Below are 19,403 nucleotides of genomic sequence, written 5' to 3'. Positions count from 1 at the left end.
GTGTTACCAAATTATTCTGAGCAGTTATAAGCGAAGGTCTGGGTAGCGCGTTGGGTTTGGGTATTGGGGTGGATAACCTGCTCGATTGTCCGGCGGACGGGGTTGTTGAATGCGTCGTATTCCGCCTGACACGTCGCTGATTCCAGCAAAACAGGGTTGTTGGTTCGCAGCAGTTTTCGCTCGTAGGAAACAAAATCATTGACCTGAAGAAAGCGGGCGGGCAAGACCTCACCTGGGTTATTGGCCATGGAAAGAACCAGGAAAATAGGCGATTGGCTAAAGTCGGCGTAGGGGCTGCGGTGCAACAACGAACCCATTTTGAATTGCCATTCTTCCTGCGTTTGCAACTGGCCCGGAACGGTCGTCGTCAGGGTTTGCTGGATGACATTGTGTTTGTCGTCGCGCACAAACTGAAACGTGCGATTAGCGGGCTGGTTGGCCTGTAAATCGGCCTTTCTGACTTCATTCAGGCTGTTGATGCGGCCATTGTCGTAGACAAAAGTATAGATGGCTTGCTCAATATTTTTGCTGTAATAAATGGCTTTCGACATTTTATTCTCAGCATTGTAGAAGAACGTAACCTGTTGATCAGGCTTACCCGTCAGATAGGCATGAACGGCGGACTGGCCCTGGTACTCAATCGAAAAATGAACATCCTGACCGTTCCGCTTTTCGGTAAAATCGGTAGGCTGGCCCTGAATGTTAAATACAACAGTTTGCTGACCAGACGTAATGGTTTTTCCGCCCTGAACAACCTGTTCGGTGGCATTGGTCAGGAGGCAAACCCGATCCGTTATTTCTTTCGTAGCCAGTTGGCAAGCCGATAGGCTACCAATCAGCCCGATAACAAGAAATTTATTTTTTAGCATATAGATAGAGGAAGTAGAGGGATTACTGTTATATCTATCATTCGCGATCATTATACTTGTTGGACACTAAATTAGAGCATGGGTCACCAGGAACAGCGACAACTTTTACTAGAAAAGCTTCGGGAGATCCGAAATCCAGAATCGATTCGCCGCTTTTTCGGATTATTGAAAGAGCTAATTGATTTAATAAATGTACCAAATGGCGACAATCGGTTAGCATTAGTAACCCGAAAAGATTTAAAGGGGATTGCCGCTAACATTAATTTTTTCTGGGCCTTGCGCTTGCACCAGCCACGGCGGGGGGAAACGGAATTCTGGCTAACCATTAAAAATAGCTGCCGGGATCAGCTCACGGGCCTGTCGGAGATTGATTTTGTGCCGCTTTCGGAAAAGTCGCCGTACGTGTCGGTGGTGATCGGGCAATCGGACATGCATTTGCTAAACCATCCGGTTTTGCGGCGGTGCTGGGAAGATTGCCTGCTGGAATTGGTCGAAAGCGCCAAACGTGGGCCGCATACGTACCGGCATAACGCGGAGATGTACAAAGCTGCCGAAGACGAAGCGTACCTGAGCGAAATTCTGCGGCTGACCGTTGATCCATCGTTGGCCGAGTCGCGTTCAATGACGGTGGAAGAACCCGAGGTGGCCTACGCAGAAAATGCTGTTGTTCAGCCAAGTATACCGCGCAGCCTGGTTTACTACGGTCCGCCGGGTACGGGGAAAACCTACGCCGTTCAGCAATTAATTCAGCCGTATTCCTCTGACTGGGTAACGTTTCACCCCTCGTTTGGCTACGAGGAATTTGTAGAAGGCATCCGACCCGAAGTGCGGGGCGGACAGGTAGATTACCGGGTGCGTAAAGGCATTTTTTACCAGGCTTGTGTCAAAGCCATTCAGTTGGCGGGGTATGGGGGAATGGGTGATTGTCTGAACGATTCTGCCGAAAATCGACAGCTAAAATTAGGGAAAGCACCGGTGCATTTTCTGGTCATCGACGAGATCAACCGCGCTAATATTTCCAACGTTTTTGGAGAACTAATCACCTTGCTCGAAGACAACAAACGGTTAGGTGCTGAAGATAGTTTGCACCTGACATTGCCGTATTCTGGCGAGCGGTTTGGCGTTCCGCTGAACTTGTACGTAGTGGCCACCATGAATACCGCCGACCGGTCGATTGCCTTGCTGGATATTGCCCTGCGGCGGCGATTTAGCTTTACCGAACGTTTGCCAGAGCCTGCTTTACTGCCTGTTATTGAGGAAGTTGATTTGAAAGAATTGCTTCGGGTAATTAACAATCGCATCGAATACCTGTACGACCGCGACCACCAGATTGGACACGCTTACCTGCTGGCCGTACAGACGCTACCGGACTTGTGCGCTGTTTTTCGGGATAAAATTATTCCGTTGTTACAGGAGTATTTTTACAACGATTGGCGGAAAATTCAGTTAGTTTTAGGAGATAACGCCGCTTGGGGGAAATTGCCCGATCAGAAACTTGTATGGGTAAAACGGAAGTATACCGCTGCTTTATCCAAAGACTTGTTTGGGGAGGAGCCCGACGCCTATGAGGACGTAACGACCTACGAAATTAATCCGAATTTGCAGCGTCAGGCGTACGAAGGCATTCCAAAAGAGGCGTTTATTTTGATGTATCAAAAACCTTGAGAGAAAGATTGGATGCGTAAAGCGCCTTTCACTCTTTATCACTTTCGCTCTTTATAAACCATGAAAGCACTCGTTTTAACGGAATATAAGCACTTTGAATTACAGGATTTGCCGCAGCCAAAACCGGCCAGCCACGAAGTATTGGTAAAAGTACAGGCCGTTGGGATTTGCGGCAGCGATGTCCACGGCATGGACGGCAGCAGTGGCCGCCGGATTCCGCCGATTGTGATGGGGCACGAAGCGTCGGGCATCATCGTGGAAGTGGGTGATGCGGTGAAAGGCTGGGAAGTAGGTGATCGCGTGACCTTCGATTCGACGGTGTACGCGCTTGACGATTGGTTTAGCCGCCGGGGCATGTACAACCTCAGCGATGGCCGGGAAGTGCTGGGCGTCTCAACGCCCGATTTTCGGCGTCAGGGCGCTTTCGCGGAATTTATCACGGTGCCGCAACACATTCTGTATGCCATTCCCGACAACGTTAGCTTTACGCAGGCCGCCCTGGTCGAGCCCGTGGCGGTGGCGTTGCACGCCTTAAGCCTGACGCCGCTAACCGTGAACGATTCGGCGGTGGTGGTTGGAGCGGGCATGATTGGCTTATTCGTGATTCAGGCGTTGAAGATAGCTGGTTGTAGCCGCATAATTGCCGTCGATCTGGAAGACAACAAGCTGGAATTGGCCCGCCAACTGGGTGCCACCGATACGCTGAATCCGAAAACGGATAACGTGGCCGCCCGCGTTCAGGAACTGACCCAAGGGCGGGGGGCGGATGTCGCTTTTGAAGTCGTGGGTGCCGGTGCTACGGTTAATTTGGCCATCGATTGCGTACGCAAAGGGGCAACGGTGACACTGGTCGGTAATCTGGCACCCAAAGTCGAAATTCCGTTGCAGGCCGTCGTAACCCGGCAGTTGCGGTTGCAGGGTTCCTGCGCCATCAACGGGGAATACGAAGCGGCGTTGCAGTTAATCTCTTCGGGCAAAATTGACGTAGAAGCGATTTTGAGCGCTGAGGTGCCGCTGGATGAAGGGGCCGATTGGTTTCAGCGGCTTTACGCCAAAGAACCCGGATTAATCAAAGTGGTCTTAAAACCGTAAGTATGAAGTGGTTTCTCGCTGGTTTGTGTCTGTACTTTCTTGGAACGGCTTCGGCGCTGAGTCAGGCAGACACAACCGCGGTGAACCGAGTTTTAGGAGCCAAAATTCATTCGGGATTTATTATTCCTCATTCCAGCGAATTGAGGTCTATTTCTGGCTCCAAGCCAATTGGGTTTGAGCTGACTTACAGCCGAATGGCGCTGAGTCGGCGGGCTTGGGAGCGGTGCAACTGTTTTGCCCGCGTCGGGGCGTATGTGAACTATTACAACTTTAACGACCCGGTCGTTTTAGGCCAGACCGTTGGAGCGGGTGGGTATTTCGAACCCTTAATTTCGTACCGGAGCCGGCTCTATTTCTCGGCGCGCATCACGGCGGGTTTTACCTACCTGACACGCATTTACGACAGCCAGACGAATCCGGAAAATGTCTTTTTTAGCCTGCCTGTCAGCGCCTTGGTTGGGTTAGGAGCTAGCGCGCATTACCGCCTGAATAATAATCTGCATTTCGTGCTTTCGGGAAACTACAACCACATTTCGAACGGGGGGATTCGGAAGCCGAACAAAGGAATGAATTTTCCGACCTTGTCGGTGGGGCTGGAATATCATCCTCAGCCCACCACTTTTCCGGCTTACCAGAACCAGATGCGCCGCAAACCCGACCGGCGCTGGACCTACCGGGCGGTGGCATTCGGAGCAATCAAGGTGATGGAAGCGACCGACCGCCACCCGGAACTGCCGCGTACTTTGCTAGGCAGCACACTCACGGCTGGGTATCGCCTAAACAGTTTCCACGCGCTTTCCGGTGGGTTTGACCTCATTGCTGACGGCAGCGTGCGCGAAACAATCCGCCGCGATAGCCTGACAACGTCTTCCGGTCAGTTGGCTTTGCTGGCGGGCTATGAGCTTTGGCAGGGCCGCTATACGTTTGCCGTACACATGGGCTGGAACCTGCTTCATCCCGGCAAGCCTTACTCCGACGTAATTTATCAGCGCTATCAGCTTCTGTATCGGTTTACGGATCAGTTAGTAGCGGGGGTAGGTCTAAAGGCCAACAAACAGGTCGCTGAAGGGTTTGACGTGCGTCTAGGCGTTAATTTTTAGCCTTATTTTGGCCAGAGGGTCGTTCGGTTTGCTGGATTCATCAACTCTTGAACGAATGGTTGGGTCATTGGCTGGTTGATAACTGGATCACCCTCACAAGTATATAAAGTACAATAGCTACAGGACATATAGCTCTTATAAATCTGGATGTAGGACTGACCGTTGACCTTAATGAGTATAACGGTAGTGATCGCTTCTTCTTTGTCTTGCCGGAGCTGGTCCATCTTCTTTCGTAGCCACTTCAGGTTATTGAGTGGATCACGAACGCCGCAGGCTTCCTTTGGACTCAGATCACTTTCCTTTTTGCAGGACAAGGAGATAACCACAACCAAGAAAATAGGTACAAAAAGCGATTTTAGAAAGTAAATTCGTTTCATATTATTTAGCCAGGATATAAGTATCTATTCGCTTCATGTCGGGGGTAAATGTGGTTTCAATGGTTAGGTTTGTATCAATAGATACTATCTTCCCTGATGAGGCAAAGAGGCAGTCTACATGAGGACAGGAAACGGTTTCTGTGTAGGTAAGAACATTGCCGGAGCGGGTAAATCGCGTTGGTGCACAACAAAGTGTACTGTTATCTTTACCATCGTACAGGATTTTCCCATCCCGGGTAAACTGAAGGTAACCGTTAGGGTCAACCGAGATAGACGGCTGGCCAGACATTTGGGTAGACGAAAGCTGCCAGCGACTGTCATAGAAGGCATCTGGGATTACCTCGGCTTTGCGATCGCAGGCAAATAGGCTAATTATAAACAAACCAATGAACCAACTTTTCATAGCTTTCTTACTTTTGCCAAGAGGATTCATAATTTAATCCAATAGTTGGAATAAGTCATTAAAACAATTCCTAAGCACACAATGAACATCGCCCTTATTGGCCCCGGCAAAGTAGCTCACCTACACGCCAAAGCAACCTTACAGGTTCCCGAAGCAAAATTGGTTGCCATTTGTGGCCGAAATACCGCTAAAACCGACGCTTTTGCCCAAGAATACGGCATTACGGGATACAGTGACATCTACGACATGATTGACCGCGAAAACGTCGATCTGACCATTATCTGCACGCCCCATCCGGCCCACCGCGATCCGGCTGTAACGGCGTTGGAGGCAGGTTCGCACGTGTTAGTGGAAAAGCCACTGGCCTCAACCTTAGCCGATTGCGACGCAATGATCGAAGCAGCCCGTCGGGCGGGTCGTTACCTAGGCGTGGTTAGCCAGCGTCGTTTTTACACGTCCTGTAAGCGGATGAGACAGGCCATCGACGACGGAAAAATTGGGCAACCGGCCCTGGGAACCATTCAACTGCTGGGCTGGCGCGACGAAGCTTACTACCGCAGCGATCCGTGGCGGGGAACGTGGGAAGGCGAAGGCGGCGGCATTCTGGTAAACCAGGCACCGCATCAACTGGATTTGCTGCTCTGGTACATGGGCGAGCCAACCGAGGTGTATGGCTTATGGCGCAACATGAACCACCCGTATATTGAAGTAGACGATACGGCGGTTGCCGTGGTTAAATTCAAGAACGGCGGTATTGGGAATATTCTGGTGAGCAACAGCCAGAAGCCGGGTATTTACGGGAAAGTACACGTTCACGGGCAAAATGGGGCCTCGGTCGGTGTGCAAACGGACGGAGGAGCTATGTTCATCGCGGGGATGTCGTCGATTCTGGAACCGCCGGTAAACGACCTGTGGACCATCGAAGGCGAGACCGAAAAACTGGCGGACTGGAAAGCCGAAGACGCGGCTTTTTTCAACCAGATCGATTCGACAACCTACTTTTTTACAGAGCAGATTGCGGATTTTTGCGCGGCCATTCGCGAGGGGCGGCCACCGCTGATAACGGGCGAAGATGGCCGTCGGGTAGTTGCTTTATTCACCGCTATCTATCAATCCACCGAAATCGATCAGGTCGTCAAGGTATCCTAACTGCAAAGCTGGGTCGACCGCAAAAGTTGGTAACCTTTCGGCAAGGTTCGTAGTTGAGTAAGCAGATTTAGTAGCTTGTCCATGAAAACGATTCCATTAATTGGTTATTTAACCCTTCTGCTCTTCATTTTCGAGGGTTGTCATCGTAAAAGCACACCAGACCGCGATTCCAATAACGGCACTGATGCGACGGTTTCTGCCGATTGGAACACCAAACGCCGCCAAGGTATTGATTTTACCGCTTTTGGAAACGATACGGGCTGGACACTGGATGTTGATTTTGCCAAACAGACTCATTTTCGGGCACCCGGGGCGCGAACCATCACCATGACTACACCCAAGCCCCAGCGTTCGTCAAAAAGCCGGGGTGTTGTGCTGGAAGCCAAAGACGCCAAAGGTCGCTTGTTGATTGGGATTGATCCGGTGGTTAGCCGGGACAAAAAATCAGGGGAAGAGTTTGCGTATACCGTTTGGGTCGAATCGGGCGGGAAGCGCTACAACGGCATGGGGAGCTTTCTGAATGGTCCGATTCGCCTAAATACCAACTGGGTGCTGGAAACGTTTCGCGGCCAACGGATGCGCCCGGAACAGTTTTCGGGCCGGTTACCCAATCTCACCATCAACACCGTGGAAAGTAAAGTACAGGGGTTTGCGGGCTGCAACGAAATTCGGGGCAACATCAAGGCGGAAGGCGACCGCATCAAGCTGGCTCCCAACACCGCCACGCGTAAATATTGCGCCTCTAGTTTCGAGACGGCTTACCTGAAAACGCTCCAGAGTGTTACGCTGTATCGCGTTGCCCAAAACCGCCTGACGTTGCTCGCGGACGGACAATACGTGATGACGTTTCGGAAAAGATAGCTTAAATGCCAAAGATATACGCTGTTGCTGAATACGGATTGATTCGCCGGGAAGCGGATTTTCCCGATCAAACGAATTCATGGACGGCCATTTACCTGCCAGCCGATGCTTTTGAAAGCCTGAAAGGTTTTATTGCCGAACATGAGGCCGACAACGTATTGTCCTACGGCTGGCAGAAAGGGCGGGAACTAATCCGAACGAAAAACTACGTCGGGTTGATCGAAACGCGCGAAGGCGTGCAAGTGGAGATTCTGCCGAAAGTGGCCGGAAATCCGCAGGTCGTGCTGCTGCACATGCTTCGCCACCTCCGCGATGTGCCGTTTCGGTACCTGGCTACGGCTCTTTCCGGTACCGCCCGTCTGCCTTTGTGGGAAGTATTCATTACGGCCTTTTTGGACGAAGTAAGTACGGTTATCAGACAGGGAACCCAGCAGGCTTATGTGCCTATTGAAACGTCCGAAGCCTTCTTGCGGGGTAAACTGCGGATTCGGGACCAAATCCAGAACCAGATTCAACACCCCGAACGACTAGCCATTGCCTATGCCGAACGATTAACCAACGTGGCACCCAATCGGCTGTTGAAAAGCAGTCTGCTGTTTGTCCAAAGCCGGGCGCGAACCGTTGCGAATCAGAGCCGTGTCCGGCAACTGTTGTTTGCGCTGGATGATGTGCCTGTTTCGAACCGCATCGGTGACGATATCCGGCTGGCTCAAAAAGCCGGTCGGCTGTTTAACCGGTACCACTCCATTATTCAGTGGGCTGAAATCCTGCTTGCTCAAACCTCGTTTGCGCCTAAAACGGGGTCTTATCGAATGCTGACGCTGCTTTTTCCAATGGAACGGGTTTTTGAGGATTACGTGGCGGCGGGTTTCAAGCGGTATTGCACCGAGGGAGAGATCACGCTTCAGGAATCTTCGCGCCACCTGATTGATGAACACGGCGGCGAGCGGCGGTTTCGGCTGCGTCCCGACATCATCTGGCGGCACGGAAAGGAGGTCATTGTGCTGGATACCAAATGGAAAACCATTGACGCTGCCAACCAGGCTGGAAACTACGGCATCGACTCGGCGGATATGTACCAGTTGTATGCCTACGGAAAGAAATACGAAGCCAGTAAACTTGTGTTAATCTACCCGACCAGCGACACGTTTCGGGAGCCCTTGCCCGTATTTGGCTACGATTCGGGCCTTCAGTTGCGGGTGGTTCCGTTCGATGTGGTAAAGCCTTTGGAGCAGGAGGTTCGCAAAATAATGAATCAGGAAGGGTGAGTATGAAATGCTTTGCATTAACTTACGACCACAGTTGACAATTGCTTCAATTTGTACGCCTAAATCCATAAAACGTAGTTTACATGCCGCTTCTACTAACCTTTCTGGGCATCCTGGCCCTGGTTTTTTTAATTGCCTTCGTTAAGTTAGATACCTTTATTTCGTTCCTGCTGGTTTCCATTGGGCTGGGGCTGGTTGCCGGGATGGACGTGGCTGCCATTGGTAAAGCCATCCAAAGTGGGATTGGAGGGACCCTGGGTGACCTTGTGTTAATCATTGGCTTCGGGGCCATGCTGGGTCGGCTGGTAGCCGAAAGTGGTGCCGCCCGACGCATCACCAATGTGTTGATTAGCTGGTTTGGTATGAAAAATATTCGCTGGGGACTGGCTCTGGCTGGCTTCATCATCGGTATTCCGCTGTTCTACAATGCCGGTTTTATTATTGTCGTCCCCTTAATTTTTACCATCGCCGCTTCGTCGGGACTGCCCATGCTAACGATAGCTATCCCCATGCTGTCGGCCTTATCGGTGGCGCACGGCTACCTGCCACCGCACCCATCACCCGCCGCCATCGCCAACCAATTGGGCGCACCCATCGGCCGAACGCTGTTGTATGGCATTATCGTTTCCATTCCCGCCATTGTCATTGCCGGACCGATTTTCGGAAAAACGCTGAAACGGTATACCCCTAAACCCGACCGCGACCTGTTCAATATCCGCGAAGTTCCCGACACAAACCTACCCAGCACAGGCGTAAGCTTTCTGGTCGCTCTTTTGCCCGTCGTTTTGTTGACGGTATTCGGACCGCTGAAAACTGTTTTTGCGCCCGATTCGCTGGCTGGCAAACTGGTTACGCTGATGGCTGAACCTTATATCGGGATGCTGGTTTCGGTATTGGTGGCAATCTACGCCCTTGGTTTGCAACGGGGCGACAGCATGAAAGAGGTCATGAAACAGCTGGAAGAAGCCATTAAAGCAGCTTCACCAATTTTGCTGGTTATTGCCGGTGCGGGGGCATTAAAGCAAATCTTTATCGATAGCGGAACCAGTGCCTACATTGGCGAAATGCTCCGGGGCGTCCAGATTTCTCCCCTTGTCATGGGCTGGGGCATTGCTGCCGTCATTCGGGTATGTGTTGGATCGGCCACGGTAGCGGGTTTGACAACAGTAGGAATCATTTTACCCTTAATTCAGCAGCAGCACGTGCAGCCCGAACTAATGGTGCTGGCCATCGGCTCCGGTAGCCTGATGTTTTCGCACCTGAACGATGGCGGCTTCTGGCTGTTTAAAGAATATTTCAACTTGAGCATCAAAGAAACGCTTCAGACCTGGTCCGTGATGGAAACTATTGTTTCCGTGATTGGTTTGTTCGGTGTATTGACTTTGAACTTATTTATATGAACGAGGAACAGAAGGAGTGGTATTTAATTGACGAAAGTAAGCAAATCGACTCCCCAGCTCTACTGGTTTATTCGGAGCGGGTTGCGGATAATATTCAGGCCATGCTGGACATGGTGGGTGGCGATGCTGAAAAGCTGATTCCGCACGTCAAAACCACGAAAATGGCCGAAGTTGCCAAAATGCTTGTTGATGCGGGTGTCGATAAATTCAAATGTGCTACCATTGCCGAGGCCGAAATGCTGGCCGATACAGGTGCCAGACACGTACTGATTGCCTACCAACTAACCGGCCCAAAACTGGCTCGCTTTCGGGACCTAGTGGCCGCCTACACCTGGGTCGAATGGGCTTCCCTGATCGATAATGCCGAATCGGCAGAAGAGTTGGGGGAGGCGTTTGCCGAGACAACGCACAAACCAGCCGTTTACATTGATGTAAACGTAGGCATGAACCGAACGGGTCACGCAGCTAATGAAGAACTGACCCAGCTTTACTGGCAATTGTGCAACGACGAACGGTTTAATTTACGGGGATTTCATGCTTACGATGGCCATTTGCGCGATGCAGACGTAGCCGTTCGCCAGGCCAAAGCGGATGCCGCTTTGGCTCCATTGCTGGCCGTCATCGATCAGTTGGAAAGTGAGGGAGCAACGCGCCCGGCGCTAATTGTAGGAGGAACGCCTACGTTTACGGTACACGCCAACCGACCCGACGTGTGGTGCAGTCCGGGAACCTGCGTTTTCTGGGATTGGGGATATGATGATCTACTGCCCGAGCAGCCCTTTGAGTGGGCCGCTTTGCTGCTGACCCGTATTGTTTCAAAACCAGCTCCCGGCATCATTACCACCGATTTAGGACACAAGGCAGTCGCAGCCGAGAATCCAATAGATCGGCGGGTAAAGTTTTTGAATTTGTCTGGTTATGAAGTGATTGGTCAAAGCGAAGAGCACTTGGTTTTACGCGTTGCCAACTGGGAGACGCTCGAAGTTGGCAATGAGTTATACGGCGTTCCGTACCACATTTGCCCAACGGTGGCTTTACACGACGAAGCCAATGTGATTCAGGCCAATCAATTCGTCATGCGCTGGGCGGTTGAGGCCCGTCGGCGTCGGTTGACTTATTAAAAGTCATGTGAAAGTGCCCTGCCGGACGAGTAAAAAGGCATCATCAGTAACTCTTAACTCTAATTATTAACGTTTAATTGACCCATGCGTTTCTTTCCGTTTGTCTTTTTGACTTTGATTTGGGTGGCTATGACGCCAGCAAAACCGACCCGTGTTATTTTCTTTGGTGATTCCATTACGCAGGCTGGCATCCAGCCGGGCGGGTACATTACGCGCCTGAAAGACCGTCTGGCCAAAGAAAACAAGGGCAATGATTACGACGTTGTCGGTGCTGGTATCGGCGGGAATAAAATTTACGACCTCTTTTTGCGGATGGATGAGGATGTGATCGCTAAACAACCAGACGTCACGTTTATTTACATCGGCGTAAATGACGTATGGCACAAGAGCACCCACGGTACAGGCACTGATCCAGACAAGTTTATTAAGTTCTACGACGCGGTAATCAAGAAGTTACAGGCTGCCGGGAGCAAAGTTATTCTAGTGACGCCCGCCGTGATTGGAGAGCGTGCCGATGCATCGAACCAGCAGGACGGCGACTTAAATCAGTACACAAAATTTGTTCGGGATCTGTCGGTCAAACACAAGCTGCCACTGGTGGATTTGCGCAAAACCTTCATGGATTATTACCAGAAAAACAACCCGGATAACAAAGAAAAGGGCATTCTGACGACTGACCGAGTTCACCTGAATGAGATTGGAAATCAGCTTGTTGCGGATGAAATGTATAAAGCGCTGGTAGCGGTTAAGTAGAGTAAGGTACAAAACCTAGTCAAACTTCGGCCTGACGCGTTTAGTTGTAGTGTAAACTGACTACAAATGCCGCGTCAACCGTTCGATTATTCGCTGGATTATCGCTCGCTCGATCTTCGGGAGCAGCCCGAACTGTATCGGGTGGGTAAGGGAGAGCAGGGCGTTTTGCTGGTACAGCCCTACAAGTCGGAAATTTTGCCGCACTGGCGCTTTAAAACGCCGGAAATTGCCCGGGAATCGTCGGAAAAAATCTACCAGTTGTTTCTGGACTATAAAGCTGCCGACGATTTTATCGGCATGGACATGGCCCGGAAATTCCTGCAAATGGGCGTAACGCGTTCTCGCCGCTATGCCAATCACCGGACGGGTCAGAAATACGATGGCCCCGTGCCCGATGACCAGAAAGGGCGTAGTGGAGCGCACGGCCGGGATATGCTTCCCCTGGACGTGGATCCGGTGAAAGCCGAAAGCGCCGCCATTTTTCGGGAAAAGTACCTTCAAGCTCGCGAAGACCCTGATTATAAGCGACTGAGGAAAGAGTGGCAGGAAAAATATGGCTGACACGTGATGGATAACTCACCACGTGTCAGCCTTTTCAATTTATTTTCCTTGTGCCTCGACTACGGCAATGGCCACCATGTTGACAATTTCGCGCTCGGACGAGCCTAACTGCAACACGTGTACGGGCTTGCGCAAGCCAAGTAGGATCGGTCCAATAATATCAACGCCCGCTGCTTCCGACATTAAATTATAAGCAATGTTAGAAGCCGATAAGTTCGGGAAAATCAAGGTGTTAGCACCTTCTTCAACCAGCTTGCTGAACGGATAACTCTGACGCAGCAGCTCGGTATTAAAGGCAAGGTGAGCCTGAATTTCACCGTCAACAATCATGTCCGGGTGCTTGCGCTGAAGAATCTCGGCAGCGCGGTTCATTTTGGCACCATCTTCTCCCTTGGCGCTGCCAAAGTTGGAATAGGTTACCAACGCAATCCGGGGCTTGATGTTAAAACGCTCCACTGCCCGGGCGGTTGTCTCGGTGATTTCGACGATTTCCTCTGCCGTTGGGTCAAAGTTAACGGTGGTATCGGAGAAGAACAGCGGTCCGCGTTTAGTCAGCAGAATATACATCCCGGCCACTTTCTCAACGCCCGCCTCTTTACCAATAACTTGCAGGGCCGGACGAATCGTATCGGGATAGTTCCGCGTTAAACCAGAAATCAGGGCGTCGGCTTCACCGGTTTCTACCATCATTGCCCCGAAATAATTCCGGTAATACATCAGGTTTTCGGCTTCCAGGGAATTGATCCCTTTACGCTTCCGCTTATCGTAGAACAAACCAGCAAACTTTTGCACCAATTCAGCTTGTTCGGGTTCCCGTGGATCAATGATGGGTGTTGAACCTAAATCCAGTTTGTTGGCTTCGATCAGGGCCTGGATGGTAGCCGTTCTCCCCAGCAAAATAGGATGAGCAATGCCTTCATCCCGAACCTGTTGAGCCGCTTTTAATACCTTTAAATTTTCTGCATCAGCAAAAACTACCCGCTTCGGTGCCGACTTGGCTTTATTCAGAATAACCCGTGAAATCTGATTGTCCTGACCCAGACGATGAGCCAGTTGCGCTTCGTAAGCTTCCCAATCGGTGATGGGGTGTTTGGCAACGCCCGAAGCAATGGCTGCTTTGGCAACGGCCGGAGCCACGGTAACCAATAGGCGCGGGTCAACCGGTTTTGGGATAATGTAAGTCCGGCCAAACATCAGGTTCGCCTCATTATAGGCTAAATTGACAATATCGGGTACGGGTTTTTTGGCCAGATCGGCCAGCGCATGAACGGCGGCCAGCTTCATTTCTTCGTTGATTTCAGTCGCCCGAACGTCGAGTGCCCCCCGGAAAATGAAGGGAAAGCCTAGTACGTTGTTGACCTGATTTGGATAATCCGAGCGCCCTGTTGCCATGATGATATCTTCACGGGCGGCAATTGCTTCGGGGTACGAAATTTCGGGCGTTGGGTTGGCCATCGCGAAGGCAATCGGATTGGCAGCCATGGAACGAATCATGTCCTGCGATACGACATTCCCTTTGGAAAGCCCAATAAAAACGTCCGCGCCTGCCAGCGCTTCGGCCAGCGTATAGACGTCGCGAGTGGTAGTAAACTGGCTTTTCCGTTCGTCCAGGTCGGTGCGGTCAGCGCGAATAACGCCTTTGCTGTCGCACATGATAATGTTTTTGACATCGGCCCCTAACGAAACATAAAGTTTGGTACAGGAGATCGCCGAGGCACCGGCACCATTTACGACAATTTTAACCTCGCCAATTTTTTTGCCAACAATTTCCAGCGCGTTGAGCAGGGCCGCCGCCGAAATGATTGCCGTTCCGTGCTGGTCGTCGTGCATGACCGGAATATTCAGCTCTTTCTTGAGCCGCTCTTCGATTTCGAAGCATTCTGGTGCTTTAATATCTTCCAGATTGACGCCTCCAAAGGTGGGTTCCAGAATTTTGACGGTCCGGACAAACTCATCGACGTTTTTTGTATTTAGCTCAATATCAAAAACATCAATGTCCGCATAGATTTTGAATAGCAACCCTTTGCCTTCCATAACGGGCTTGCCGGCCTCGGGACCAATATCGCCCAGACCCAGTACGGCAGTACCGTTCGAGATAACCGCTACCAGGTTGCCTTTGGCCGTGTATTTATACACTTCTTCGACGTTGGCGGCGATCTCCAGACAAGGTTCGGCCACGCCCGGCGAATAAGCCAGCGAGAGGTCGCGCTGGGTATTGGTTTCCTTGGTGGGAATAACTTCTATTTTTCCCGGACGACCTTTGGCGTGGTATTCCAGCGCGTCTTCCCGGCGTATCTTTTTTTCCATGCGGTGTATTTTCTGATATAAGGCCGCAAAGGTACTGAAAAAACTACTGGGTTGTCAATCGCTGAATATTGACTACAAGGCTAATAAAGACGGGCTTCGCCACAAAGTCGGGAAGGTAGAAGGTTGATAATCAGTGAATCCTAAGAATGACTAACACAGGAAGCAGGAAAGAGTCGATTAGTCTAGCAAATCTTCGGTATCTGCGTAAAGTGCACGCATGGAAAGGGTCAGTCCAATACTTTCCAGCGTGATACTGCCTTCGATAGAGTTTGCTTCGGAAGCCAGCACCCAGAAACTGGAATCACTTTTGCGAAAAACTTCCGCCCGAATGCGTTGAGAGTCAATCATGACGTATTCTCGCAAGGTAGGAAGGTTGCGGTAAAGACGAAATTTCTCGCCTCGGTCGTATTTTGTCAAGTTTAAGATACAACAAGCGCTAAAAAAACAGCAAACCCCGCTCAAAGAGACGGGGTTTGCTGCGTAATATCGAATAAAAAAAGCTTACAACTGAGGTTGCTCAGCCAGAGCGCGCTCGTCAACGTGGCCGGGTTTCCGGTTCCGCATGATAAACCACAGAATGGTGAAAGCAACGATCAGAATGAGCGGGAAGGTCATGATGTTAATCAGTGTGGCTTGTCCAGCGGCTAGTTCCAGCGCGTCGCCCGTCAGTCCCTGAGCGGCTTTTTCAGACCGTTGGTCGTCAATCCAACCACCGATAATTGGCTGGAAAATAGAGGACGAAAGCATTCCTACGCCCCCAACAATCGACATACCCAAGGCACCGCTCAACGGAATACGCTCGGCTACAAAACCAATCATGGTTGGCCAGAAATAACATACACCAATCGCAAAAACGAAGGCGGCAACGTAAGCGCCGTTTCCGGTTTGCGTGCTAAGAAGATAGATACCGATGGTTGCAAAAACCGCCGAAGCCAAAAGCACACCGGTCTGATCGATTTTGTGAACAAGAGGTCCCGCGAAGAAACGACCAATGGCCATCAAGCCGGAAGTCAACGCCAGAATCAACATCGGGCTGGCACCACTTTTAGACATAATCAAACCTACCCACTGCGACGGACCAAATTCAGTGATGGCTGTAAGAGCCATGCAGCAGAAAATAAAGATGTACAGCGGCGTCAGCATGGCCTTGAAGTTTTTGGACAGCGACGTAGCACCTTCTACCTGTGGTTTAGGGAATGCCTGTCCGAAGAACAGGAAGACATAAATCAGGGTCGGAATCATGATGACCCAGATTTGGGCCTGCCAGGAGAATCCCGCATCCGTCATGAATTTTGAAATCAAGCTACCAATGAAAATTCCACCCGGGAACCACATGTGAAAGCGGGCGAGCATCTTATTCATTTTTTCGCCCTGGTACATATCGGCAATCATTGGGTTGGCCGCTGCTTCGGTACAACCATTACCAAAACCGATAAAAAAGGTGGAAACCAGCAACCCTGTGTAACCTCCTGCGTAAATGGTCAAAAGAATTCCTAACGTGTGGGCCACGAAGGCAACCTGCATAATTATTTTCGGACCGACGGTGTGATAAACCAATCCTCCAATAACCATTGAGATGGGAAAGCCAAAGAAAAACATGGAATTGATAAAGCCCAATTGAGTGGCTGTTAGTCCAAACTCCGTCGCTAACTGTGGTAGAATCCCAGCCCGAATACTAAAGGAGAAAGCCGTGGTAATGAGCGCAAAGCAACTGGCGTTGAAGAGCCGGCTTTGGTTTACTTGCATTGTTGACATAATTATTTTGAGAGAGGTTTAGTTGAAGCAACTGGTTTCTTTAAGTAGTATTTTATGATTGAAAATATACAAAATTTCCGAAAAATAAGGAAACCTGCTAATTTCCCCGCCATATTTCAGGATTAATTCTCAGTCAATACAGATATGATTCAAAGAAAACTGCGAATGGGAATGGTTGGTGGGAGCTTAGATGCTTTCATTGGAGCCGTTCATCGCCGGGCGGCGGCCTTCGACAACGAGATCGAGTTGGTATGTGGTGTGTTCAGCCAAACCCCCGAAAAATCAAAGGCTACCGGTAAAGCCCTGTACCTTTCCGACGAGCGGGTGTATACCAGCTTTGAGGAAATGATTCAGCGTGAAAAAGAGCTTCCCGAAGGTGAGCGGATGGATTTTGTTTCCATCGTAACGCCAAATCACATGCACTTTCCACCGGCGAAAATGGCCCTGGAAAATGGCTTCCACGTCATCTGCGATAAGCCCATGACGCTGAATTTGGAAGAAGCCAAGACGCTGGCCGGGACCATCGAGAAGTCAGGCCTGGTCTTTGCGTTGACGCATAATTATACGGGCTACCCGATGGTGAAAGAAGCCCGCGACATGGTGCGGAGCGGCAAACTGGGTAAGCTCCGGAAAGTGGTGGTGGAGTACCCGCAGGGCTGGCTTTCCAAATACGAAGAAGGCAATAACTACAAGCAGGCCATCTGGCGGACCGACCCGGCTAAATCGGGAGCGGCAGGCTGTATCGGCGACATCGGTACGCATGCCGAAAACTTGGCGGAGTACATTACCGGCCTTAAAATAACCGAACTTTGCGCCGACCTGACTACCTTCGTTGAAGGTCGCCTGCTGGACGATGACGGCAACATTCTGCTGCGCTTCGAAGACGGCGCGAAAGGGGTACTGCACGCCAGCCAGATTGCCAACGGCGAAGAAAACTCGCTCAAAATTTACGTGTACGGGGAACTGGGCGGCCTCGAGTGGCACCAGATGGAACCGAATACGCTCAAATACAAAACGCAGGAAGGCCAGCGGATTATTCGGCCAAATGTGGGGGATTTGTCTGCTTCGGCCAAGGCGCACTGGCGGATGCCGGCGGGTCACCCGGAAGGTTTCTTCGAAGCATTTGCCAATCTTTACCGCAACTTTGCCTTTGCCGTGAAAGCGCACATCAACGGCGAAGAACACGATCCAATCTATGACTTCCCGGGTGCCGAAGACGGCGTTCGCGGCTTAGCTTTCATCGATACAGTCATTGCCTCAAACAAGTCCGAGCAGAAGTGGACGAAGTTTGTTCAATGAAGGGCAAAGAGTGAAAGAGTGAATTGTGAAAGAGCGATGGTGGGGAATACCGGGCCGTCAGGCGGTGAATAAGTGAAAGCGGGCGATGCGAGTTGCCTTTAGAGAACTAATTTTAACCAAATTCTATAAATCAGTGAGCGACTGCATCAAAGAGTGAAAGAGCGGGAAGTGTGAAAGAGCGAAAGCTGGGCAAGAGCTTATCTTTCGTTCGTTCACTCTTTCGCTCATTCACTCTCTCGCTCTTTAAATCTATGTCAAAAATTAAAGTTGGTGTCGTCGGGACAGGTTTCATTGGACCCGCTCACATCGAAGCCCTCCGTCGCTTGCCCAATGTAGAAGTGGCTGCTCTTTGCGAAGTAAATCTGGAACTGGCGCAGCAGAAAGCTGCTCAACTCGGTATCGAGCGCGCTTATACGTTTGAGGACTTGCTGAAACAGGACGACATCCAGGCGGTACACATCTGTACGCCAAACTTCCTGCACTACTCACAGTCGAAAGCGGCGCTGGAAGCCGGTAAACATGTCATCTGCGAAAAGCCCTTGGCGAAGGACCTGGACGAAGCGCGGGAACTGGTGGAACTGGCGGCTAAATCGGGGCTGGTCAACGCGGTGCACTTCAACCTGCGGTATTATCCGCTGGCCCGCCAGATGAAAGTGATGCGCGAGAAAGGCGATCTGGGCGAAGTATATTCCATTATCGGTTCTTATTTGCAAGACTGGCTGTTTTACGAAACAGATTACAACTGGCGGCTTGAGCCGGACAAATCGGGCGATTCACGCGCCATTGCCGATATCGGTTCTCACTTGATGGACATTATCGAGTACATCACGGGCCTGAAAACGGTGGCAGTAATGGCTGACTTTAACACCATCCACAAAACCCGCAAGAAGCCGTTGAAGCCGGTCGAAACGTATTCGGGCAAGATGCTGCAACCGGAAGATTACGCCGATGTACCCATCAACACGGAAGACCACGCCAACGTGCTGCTGCGCTTTGACAACGGCAACCGGGGTGTCATTACGGTGTCGCAGGTATCGGCGGGTCGGAAAAACCAGATGAAACTGGAAATCGCCGGGTCGAAGAAAACGTTTGCTTGGAATTCGGAAGCGCCGAACGAAATGTGGATTGGTAACCGCGATGGTTACAACGAAAGCCTGATGCGTGACCCGTCGCTGGCCCATGCCGAAGCGCGGTCGGTTATTTCGTTCCCTGGCGGTCATAACGAAGGCTTCCCGGATACGTCGAAGCAAATGTTCAAGGAAGTTTACGCCGCCATCGAAGCGGGCAAGCAACCCGAAAACCCAACCTTCCCAACCTTTGCCGATGGCTACCGGGAATTGCTGATTTGCGAGAAAATCCTGGAATCAAACCGCAAACAGGCGTGGGTTGAAGTTTAAATTGTGACGGGCCCGCCCGCGCGGTG

18 protein-coding genes are annotated in these 19,403 nt (G+C 51.0%); 12 read left to right on the top strand and 6 right to left on the bottom strand.

The window, feature by feature from the left end:
- Positions 1 to 11: 11 nt before the first annotated feature.
- A complete protein-coding gene (locus tag L0Y31_RS18900) occupies positions 12 to 869 on the bottom strand; it encodes a hypothetical protein (RefSeq protein ID WP_234734647.1) in 858 nt (285 codons plus the stop codon).
- A 78-nt stretch (positions 870 to 947) separates the two neighbouring features.
- Here L0Y31_RS18900 and L0Y31_RS18895 point away from each other — a divergent pair, with 78 nt between their 5' ends.
- From L0Y31_RS18895 to L0Y31_RS18885, 3 genes are read left to right on the top strand one after another with little or no spacing between them, the layout of a single operon-like run.
- Positions 948 to 2,534 (top strand): McrB family protein, encoded by a 1,587-nt coding sequence (locus L0Y31_RS18895; protein ID WP_234734646.1) that lies wholly within the window; start codon positions 948 to 950, stop codon positions 2,532 to 2,534.
- A 60-nt stretch (positions 2,535 to 2,594) separates the two neighbouring features.
- Positions 2,595 to 3,626, top strand: a complete 1,032-nt coding sequence (locus tag L0Y31_RS18890; protein ID WP_234734645.1) for a galactitol-1-phosphate 5-dehydrogenase — start codon at positions 2,595 to 2,597, stop codon at positions 3,624 to 3,626.
- 2 nt (positions 3,627 to 3,628) lie between these two features.
- Positions 3,629 to 4,726 carry an acyloxyacyl hydrolase gene (locus L0Y31_RS18885; protein WP_234734644.1) on the top strand — a complete coding sequence of 366 codons (1,098 nt, stop codon included), beginning with the start codon at positions 3,629 to 3,631 and terminating at the stop codon, positions 4,724 to 4,726.
- A gap of 2 nt (positions 4,727 to 4,728) precedes the next feature.
- Here the strand turns inward: L0Y31_RS18885 and L0Y31_RS18880 are convergent, their stop codons facing one another.
- Positions 4,729 to 5,103, bottom strand: a complete 375-nt coding sequence (locus tag L0Y31_RS18880; RefSeq protein ID WP_234734643.1) for a hypothetical protein — start codon at positions 5,101 to 5,103, stop codon at positions 4,729 to 4,731.
- Position 5,104: 1 nt separating this feature from the next.
- Positions 5,105 to 5,506 carry a hypothetical protein gene (locus tag L0Y31_RS18875; RefSeq protein WP_234734642.1) on the bottom strand — a complete coding sequence of 134 codons (402 nt, stop codon included), beginning with the start codon at positions 5,504 to 5,506 and terminating at the stop codon, positions 5,105 to 5,107.
- An 81-nt stretch (positions 5,507 to 5,587) separates the two neighbouring features.
- Between L0Y31_RS18875 and L0Y31_RS18870 the strand changes: the two genes are divergently transcribed.
- The 7 genes from L0Y31_RS18870 (at position 5,588) to L0Y31_RS18840 (ending at position 12,619) form a co-directional block, all read left to right on the top strand.
- Positions 5,588 to 6,655, top strand: coding sequence for a Gfo/Idh/MocA family protein (locus L0Y31_RS18870; protein ID WP_234734641.1), 1,068 nt, complete (start codon positions 5,588 to 5,590; stop codon positions 6,653 to 6,655).
- A gap of 81 nt (positions 6,656 to 6,736) precedes the next feature.
- Positions 6,737 to 7,516: an META domain-containing protein gene (locus L0Y31_RS18865; protein WP_234734640.1), complete on the top strand. Its 780-nt coding sequence runs from the start codon at positions 6,737 to 6,739 to the stop codon at positions 7,514 to 7,516.
- A gap of 5 nt (positions 7,517 to 7,521) precedes the next feature.
- A complete protein-coding gene (locus L0Y31_RS18860) occupies positions 7,522 to 8,784 on the top strand; it encodes an McrC family protein (RefSeq protein WP_234734639.1) in 1,263 nt (420 codons plus the stop codon).
- An 83-nt stretch (positions 8,785 to 8,867) separates the two neighbouring features.
- Positions 8,868 to 10,184 carry a gluconate:H+ symporter gene (locus tag L0Y31_RS18855; protein WP_234734638.1) on the top strand — a complete coding sequence of 439 codons (1,317 nt, stop codon included), beginning with the start codon at positions 8,868 to 8,870 and terminating at the stop codon, positions 10,182 to 10,184.
- The gene (locus tag L0Y31_RS18850) at positions 10,181 to 11,305 is read left to right on the top strand and encodes a D-TA family PLP-dependent enzyme (RefSeq protein WP_234734637.1); all 1,125 of its coding nucleotides are present in this window, start codon (positions 10,181 to 10,183) and stop codon (positions 11,303 to 11,305) included. The genes L0Y31_RS18855 and L0Y31_RS18850 overlap by 4 nt, the downstream gene beginning before the upstream one ends.
- 129 nt (positions 11,306 to 11,434) lie before the next feature.
- On the top strand, positions 11,435 to 12,058 hold the full coding sequence (locus L0Y31_RS18845; protein ID WP_234734636.1) for an SGNH/GDSL hydrolase family protein: 624 nt from the start codon (positions 11,435 to 11,437) through the stop codon (positions 12,056 to 12,058).
- Positions 12,059 to 12,124: 66 nt separating this feature from the next.
- Entirely contained in the window at positions 12,125 to 12,619 is a 495-nt protein-coding gene (locus tag L0Y31_RS18840) for a DUF4385 domain-containing protein (protein ID WP_234734635.1), read from the top strand.
- 39 nt (positions 12,620 to 12,658) lie between these two features.
- Here L0Y31_RS18840 and L0Y31_RS18835 read toward each other — a convergent pair whose 3' ends face one another.
- From L0Y31_RS18835 to L0Y31_RS18825, 3 genes are all read right to left on the bottom strand, one after another.
- Positions 12,659 to 14,926 carry an NADP-dependent malic enzyme gene (locus tag L0Y31_RS18835; RefSeq protein WP_234734634.1) on the bottom strand — a complete coding sequence of 756 codons (2,268 nt, stop codon included), beginning with the start codon at positions 14,924 to 14,926 and terminating at the stop codon, positions 12,659 to 12,661.
- Positions 14,927 to 15,103: 177 nt separating this feature from the next.
- Entirely contained in the window at positions 15,104 to 15,343 is a 240-nt protein-coding gene (locus tag L0Y31_RS18830; protein WP_234734633.1) for a Uma2 family endonuclease, read from the bottom strand.
- Between the two features lie 84 nt (positions 15,344 to 15,427).
- Complete coding sequence (locus L0Y31_RS18825; RefSeq protein ID WP_234734632.1) at positions 15,428 to 16,672, bottom strand: MFS transporter; 1,245 nt, start codon at positions 16,670 to 16,672, stop codon at positions 15,428 to 15,430.
- A gap of 174 nt (positions 16,673 to 16,846) precedes the next feature.
- On the opposite strand from L0Y31_RS18825, the gene L0Y31_RS18820 reads away from it, so the two are divergent.
- Together L0Y31_RS18820 and L0Y31_RS18815 are read left to right on the top strand one after the other, a co-directional pair.
- Positions 16,847 to 17,980: a Gfo/Idh/MocA family protein gene (locus tag L0Y31_RS18820; RefSeq protein WP_234737204.1), complete on the top strand. Its 1,134-nt coding sequence runs from the start codon at positions 16,847 to 16,849 to the stop codon at positions 17,978 to 17,980.
- A 251-nt stretch (positions 17,981 to 18,231) separates the two neighbouring features.
- Positions 18,232 to 19,377: a Gfo/Idh/MocA family protein gene (locus L0Y31_RS18815; protein ID WP_234734631.1), complete on the top strand. Its 1,146-nt coding sequence runs from the start codon at positions 18,232 to 18,234 to the stop codon at positions 19,375 to 19,377.
- Positions 19,378 to 19,403 lie beyond the last annotated feature (26 nt).

Origin of the sequence: Tellurirhabdus bombi, assembly GCF_021484805.1 — a bacterium.
Classification (GTDB): domain Bacteria; phylum Bacteroidota; class Bacteroidia; order Cytophagales; family Spirosomataceae; genus Tellurirhabdus; species Tellurirhabdus bombi.
This window is presented reverse-complemented; position numbering and strand designations above follow the sequence as displayed.

Excerpts from the sequence above, each read along its gene's own strand:
- L0Y31_RS18900 (WP_234734647.1), bottom strand. The coding sequence starts at position 869 with ATGCTAAAAAATAAATTTCTTGTTATCGGGCTGATTGGTAGCCTATCG.
- L0Y31_RS18895 (WP_234734646.1), top strand. The coding sequence starts at position 948 with ATGGGTCACCAGGAACAGCGACAACTTTTACTAGAAAAGCTTCGGGAG.
- L0Y31_RS18890 (WP_234734645.1), top strand. The coding sequence starts at position 2,595 with ATGAAAGCACTCGTTTTAACGGAATATAAGCACTTTGAATTACAGGAT.
- L0Y31_RS18885 (WP_234734644.1), top strand. The coding sequence starts at position 3,629 with ATGAAGTGGTTTCTCGCTGGTTTGTGTCTGTACTTTCTTGGAACGGCT.
- L0Y31_RS18880 (WP_234734643.1), bottom strand. The coding sequence starts at position 5,103 with ATGAAACGAATTTACTTTCTAAAATCGCTTTTTGTACCTATTTTCTTG.
- L0Y31_RS18875 (WP_234734642.1), bottom strand. The coding sequence starts at position 5,506 with ATGAAAAGTTGGTTCATTGGTTTGTTTATAATTAGCCTATTTGCCTGC.
- L0Y31_RS18870 (WP_234734641.1), top strand. The coding sequence starts at position 5,588 with ATGAACATCGCCCTTATTGGCCCCGGCAAAGTAGCTCACCTACACGCC.
- L0Y31_RS18865 (WP_234734640.1), top strand. The coding sequence starts at position 6,737 with ATGAAAACGATTCCATTAATTGGTTATTTAACCCTTCTGCTCTTCATT.
- L0Y31_RS18860 (WP_234734639.1), top strand. The coding sequence starts at position 7,522 with ATGCCAAAGATATACGCTGTTGCTGAATACGGATTGATTCGCCGGGAA.
- L0Y31_RS18855 (WP_234734638.1), top strand. The coding sequence starts at position 8,868 with ATGCCGCTTCTACTAACCTTTCTGGGCATCCTGGCCCTGGTTTTTTTA.
- L0Y31_RS18850 (WP_234734637.1), top strand. The coding sequence starts at position 10,181 with ATGAACGAGGAACAGAAGGAGTGGTATTTAATTGACGAAAGTAAGCAA.
- L0Y31_RS18845 (WP_234734636.1), top strand. The coding sequence starts at position 11,435 with ATGACGCCAGCAAAACCGACCCGTGTTATTTTCTTTGGTGATTCCATT.
- L0Y31_RS18840 (WP_234734635.1), top strand. The coding sequence starts at position 12,125 with ATGCCGCGTCAACCGTTCGATTATTCGCTGGATTATCGCTCGCTCGAT.
- L0Y31_RS18835 (WP_234734634.1), bottom strand. The coding sequence starts at position 14,926 with ATGGAAAAAAAGATACGCCGGGAAGACGCGCTGGAATACCACGCCAAA.
- L0Y31_RS18825 (WP_234734632.1), bottom strand. The coding sequence starts at position 16,672 with ATGCAAGTAAACCAAAGCCGGCTCTTCAACGCCAGTTGCTTTGCGCTC.
- L0Y31_RS18820 (WP_234737204.1), top strand. The coding sequence starts at position 16,847 with ATGGGAATGGTTGGTGGGAGCTTAGATGCTTTCATTGGAGCCGTTCAT.
- L0Y31_RS18815 (WP_234734631.1), top strand. The coding sequence starts at position 18,232 with ATGTCAAAAATTAAAGTTGGTGTCGTCGGGACAGGTTTCATTGGACCC.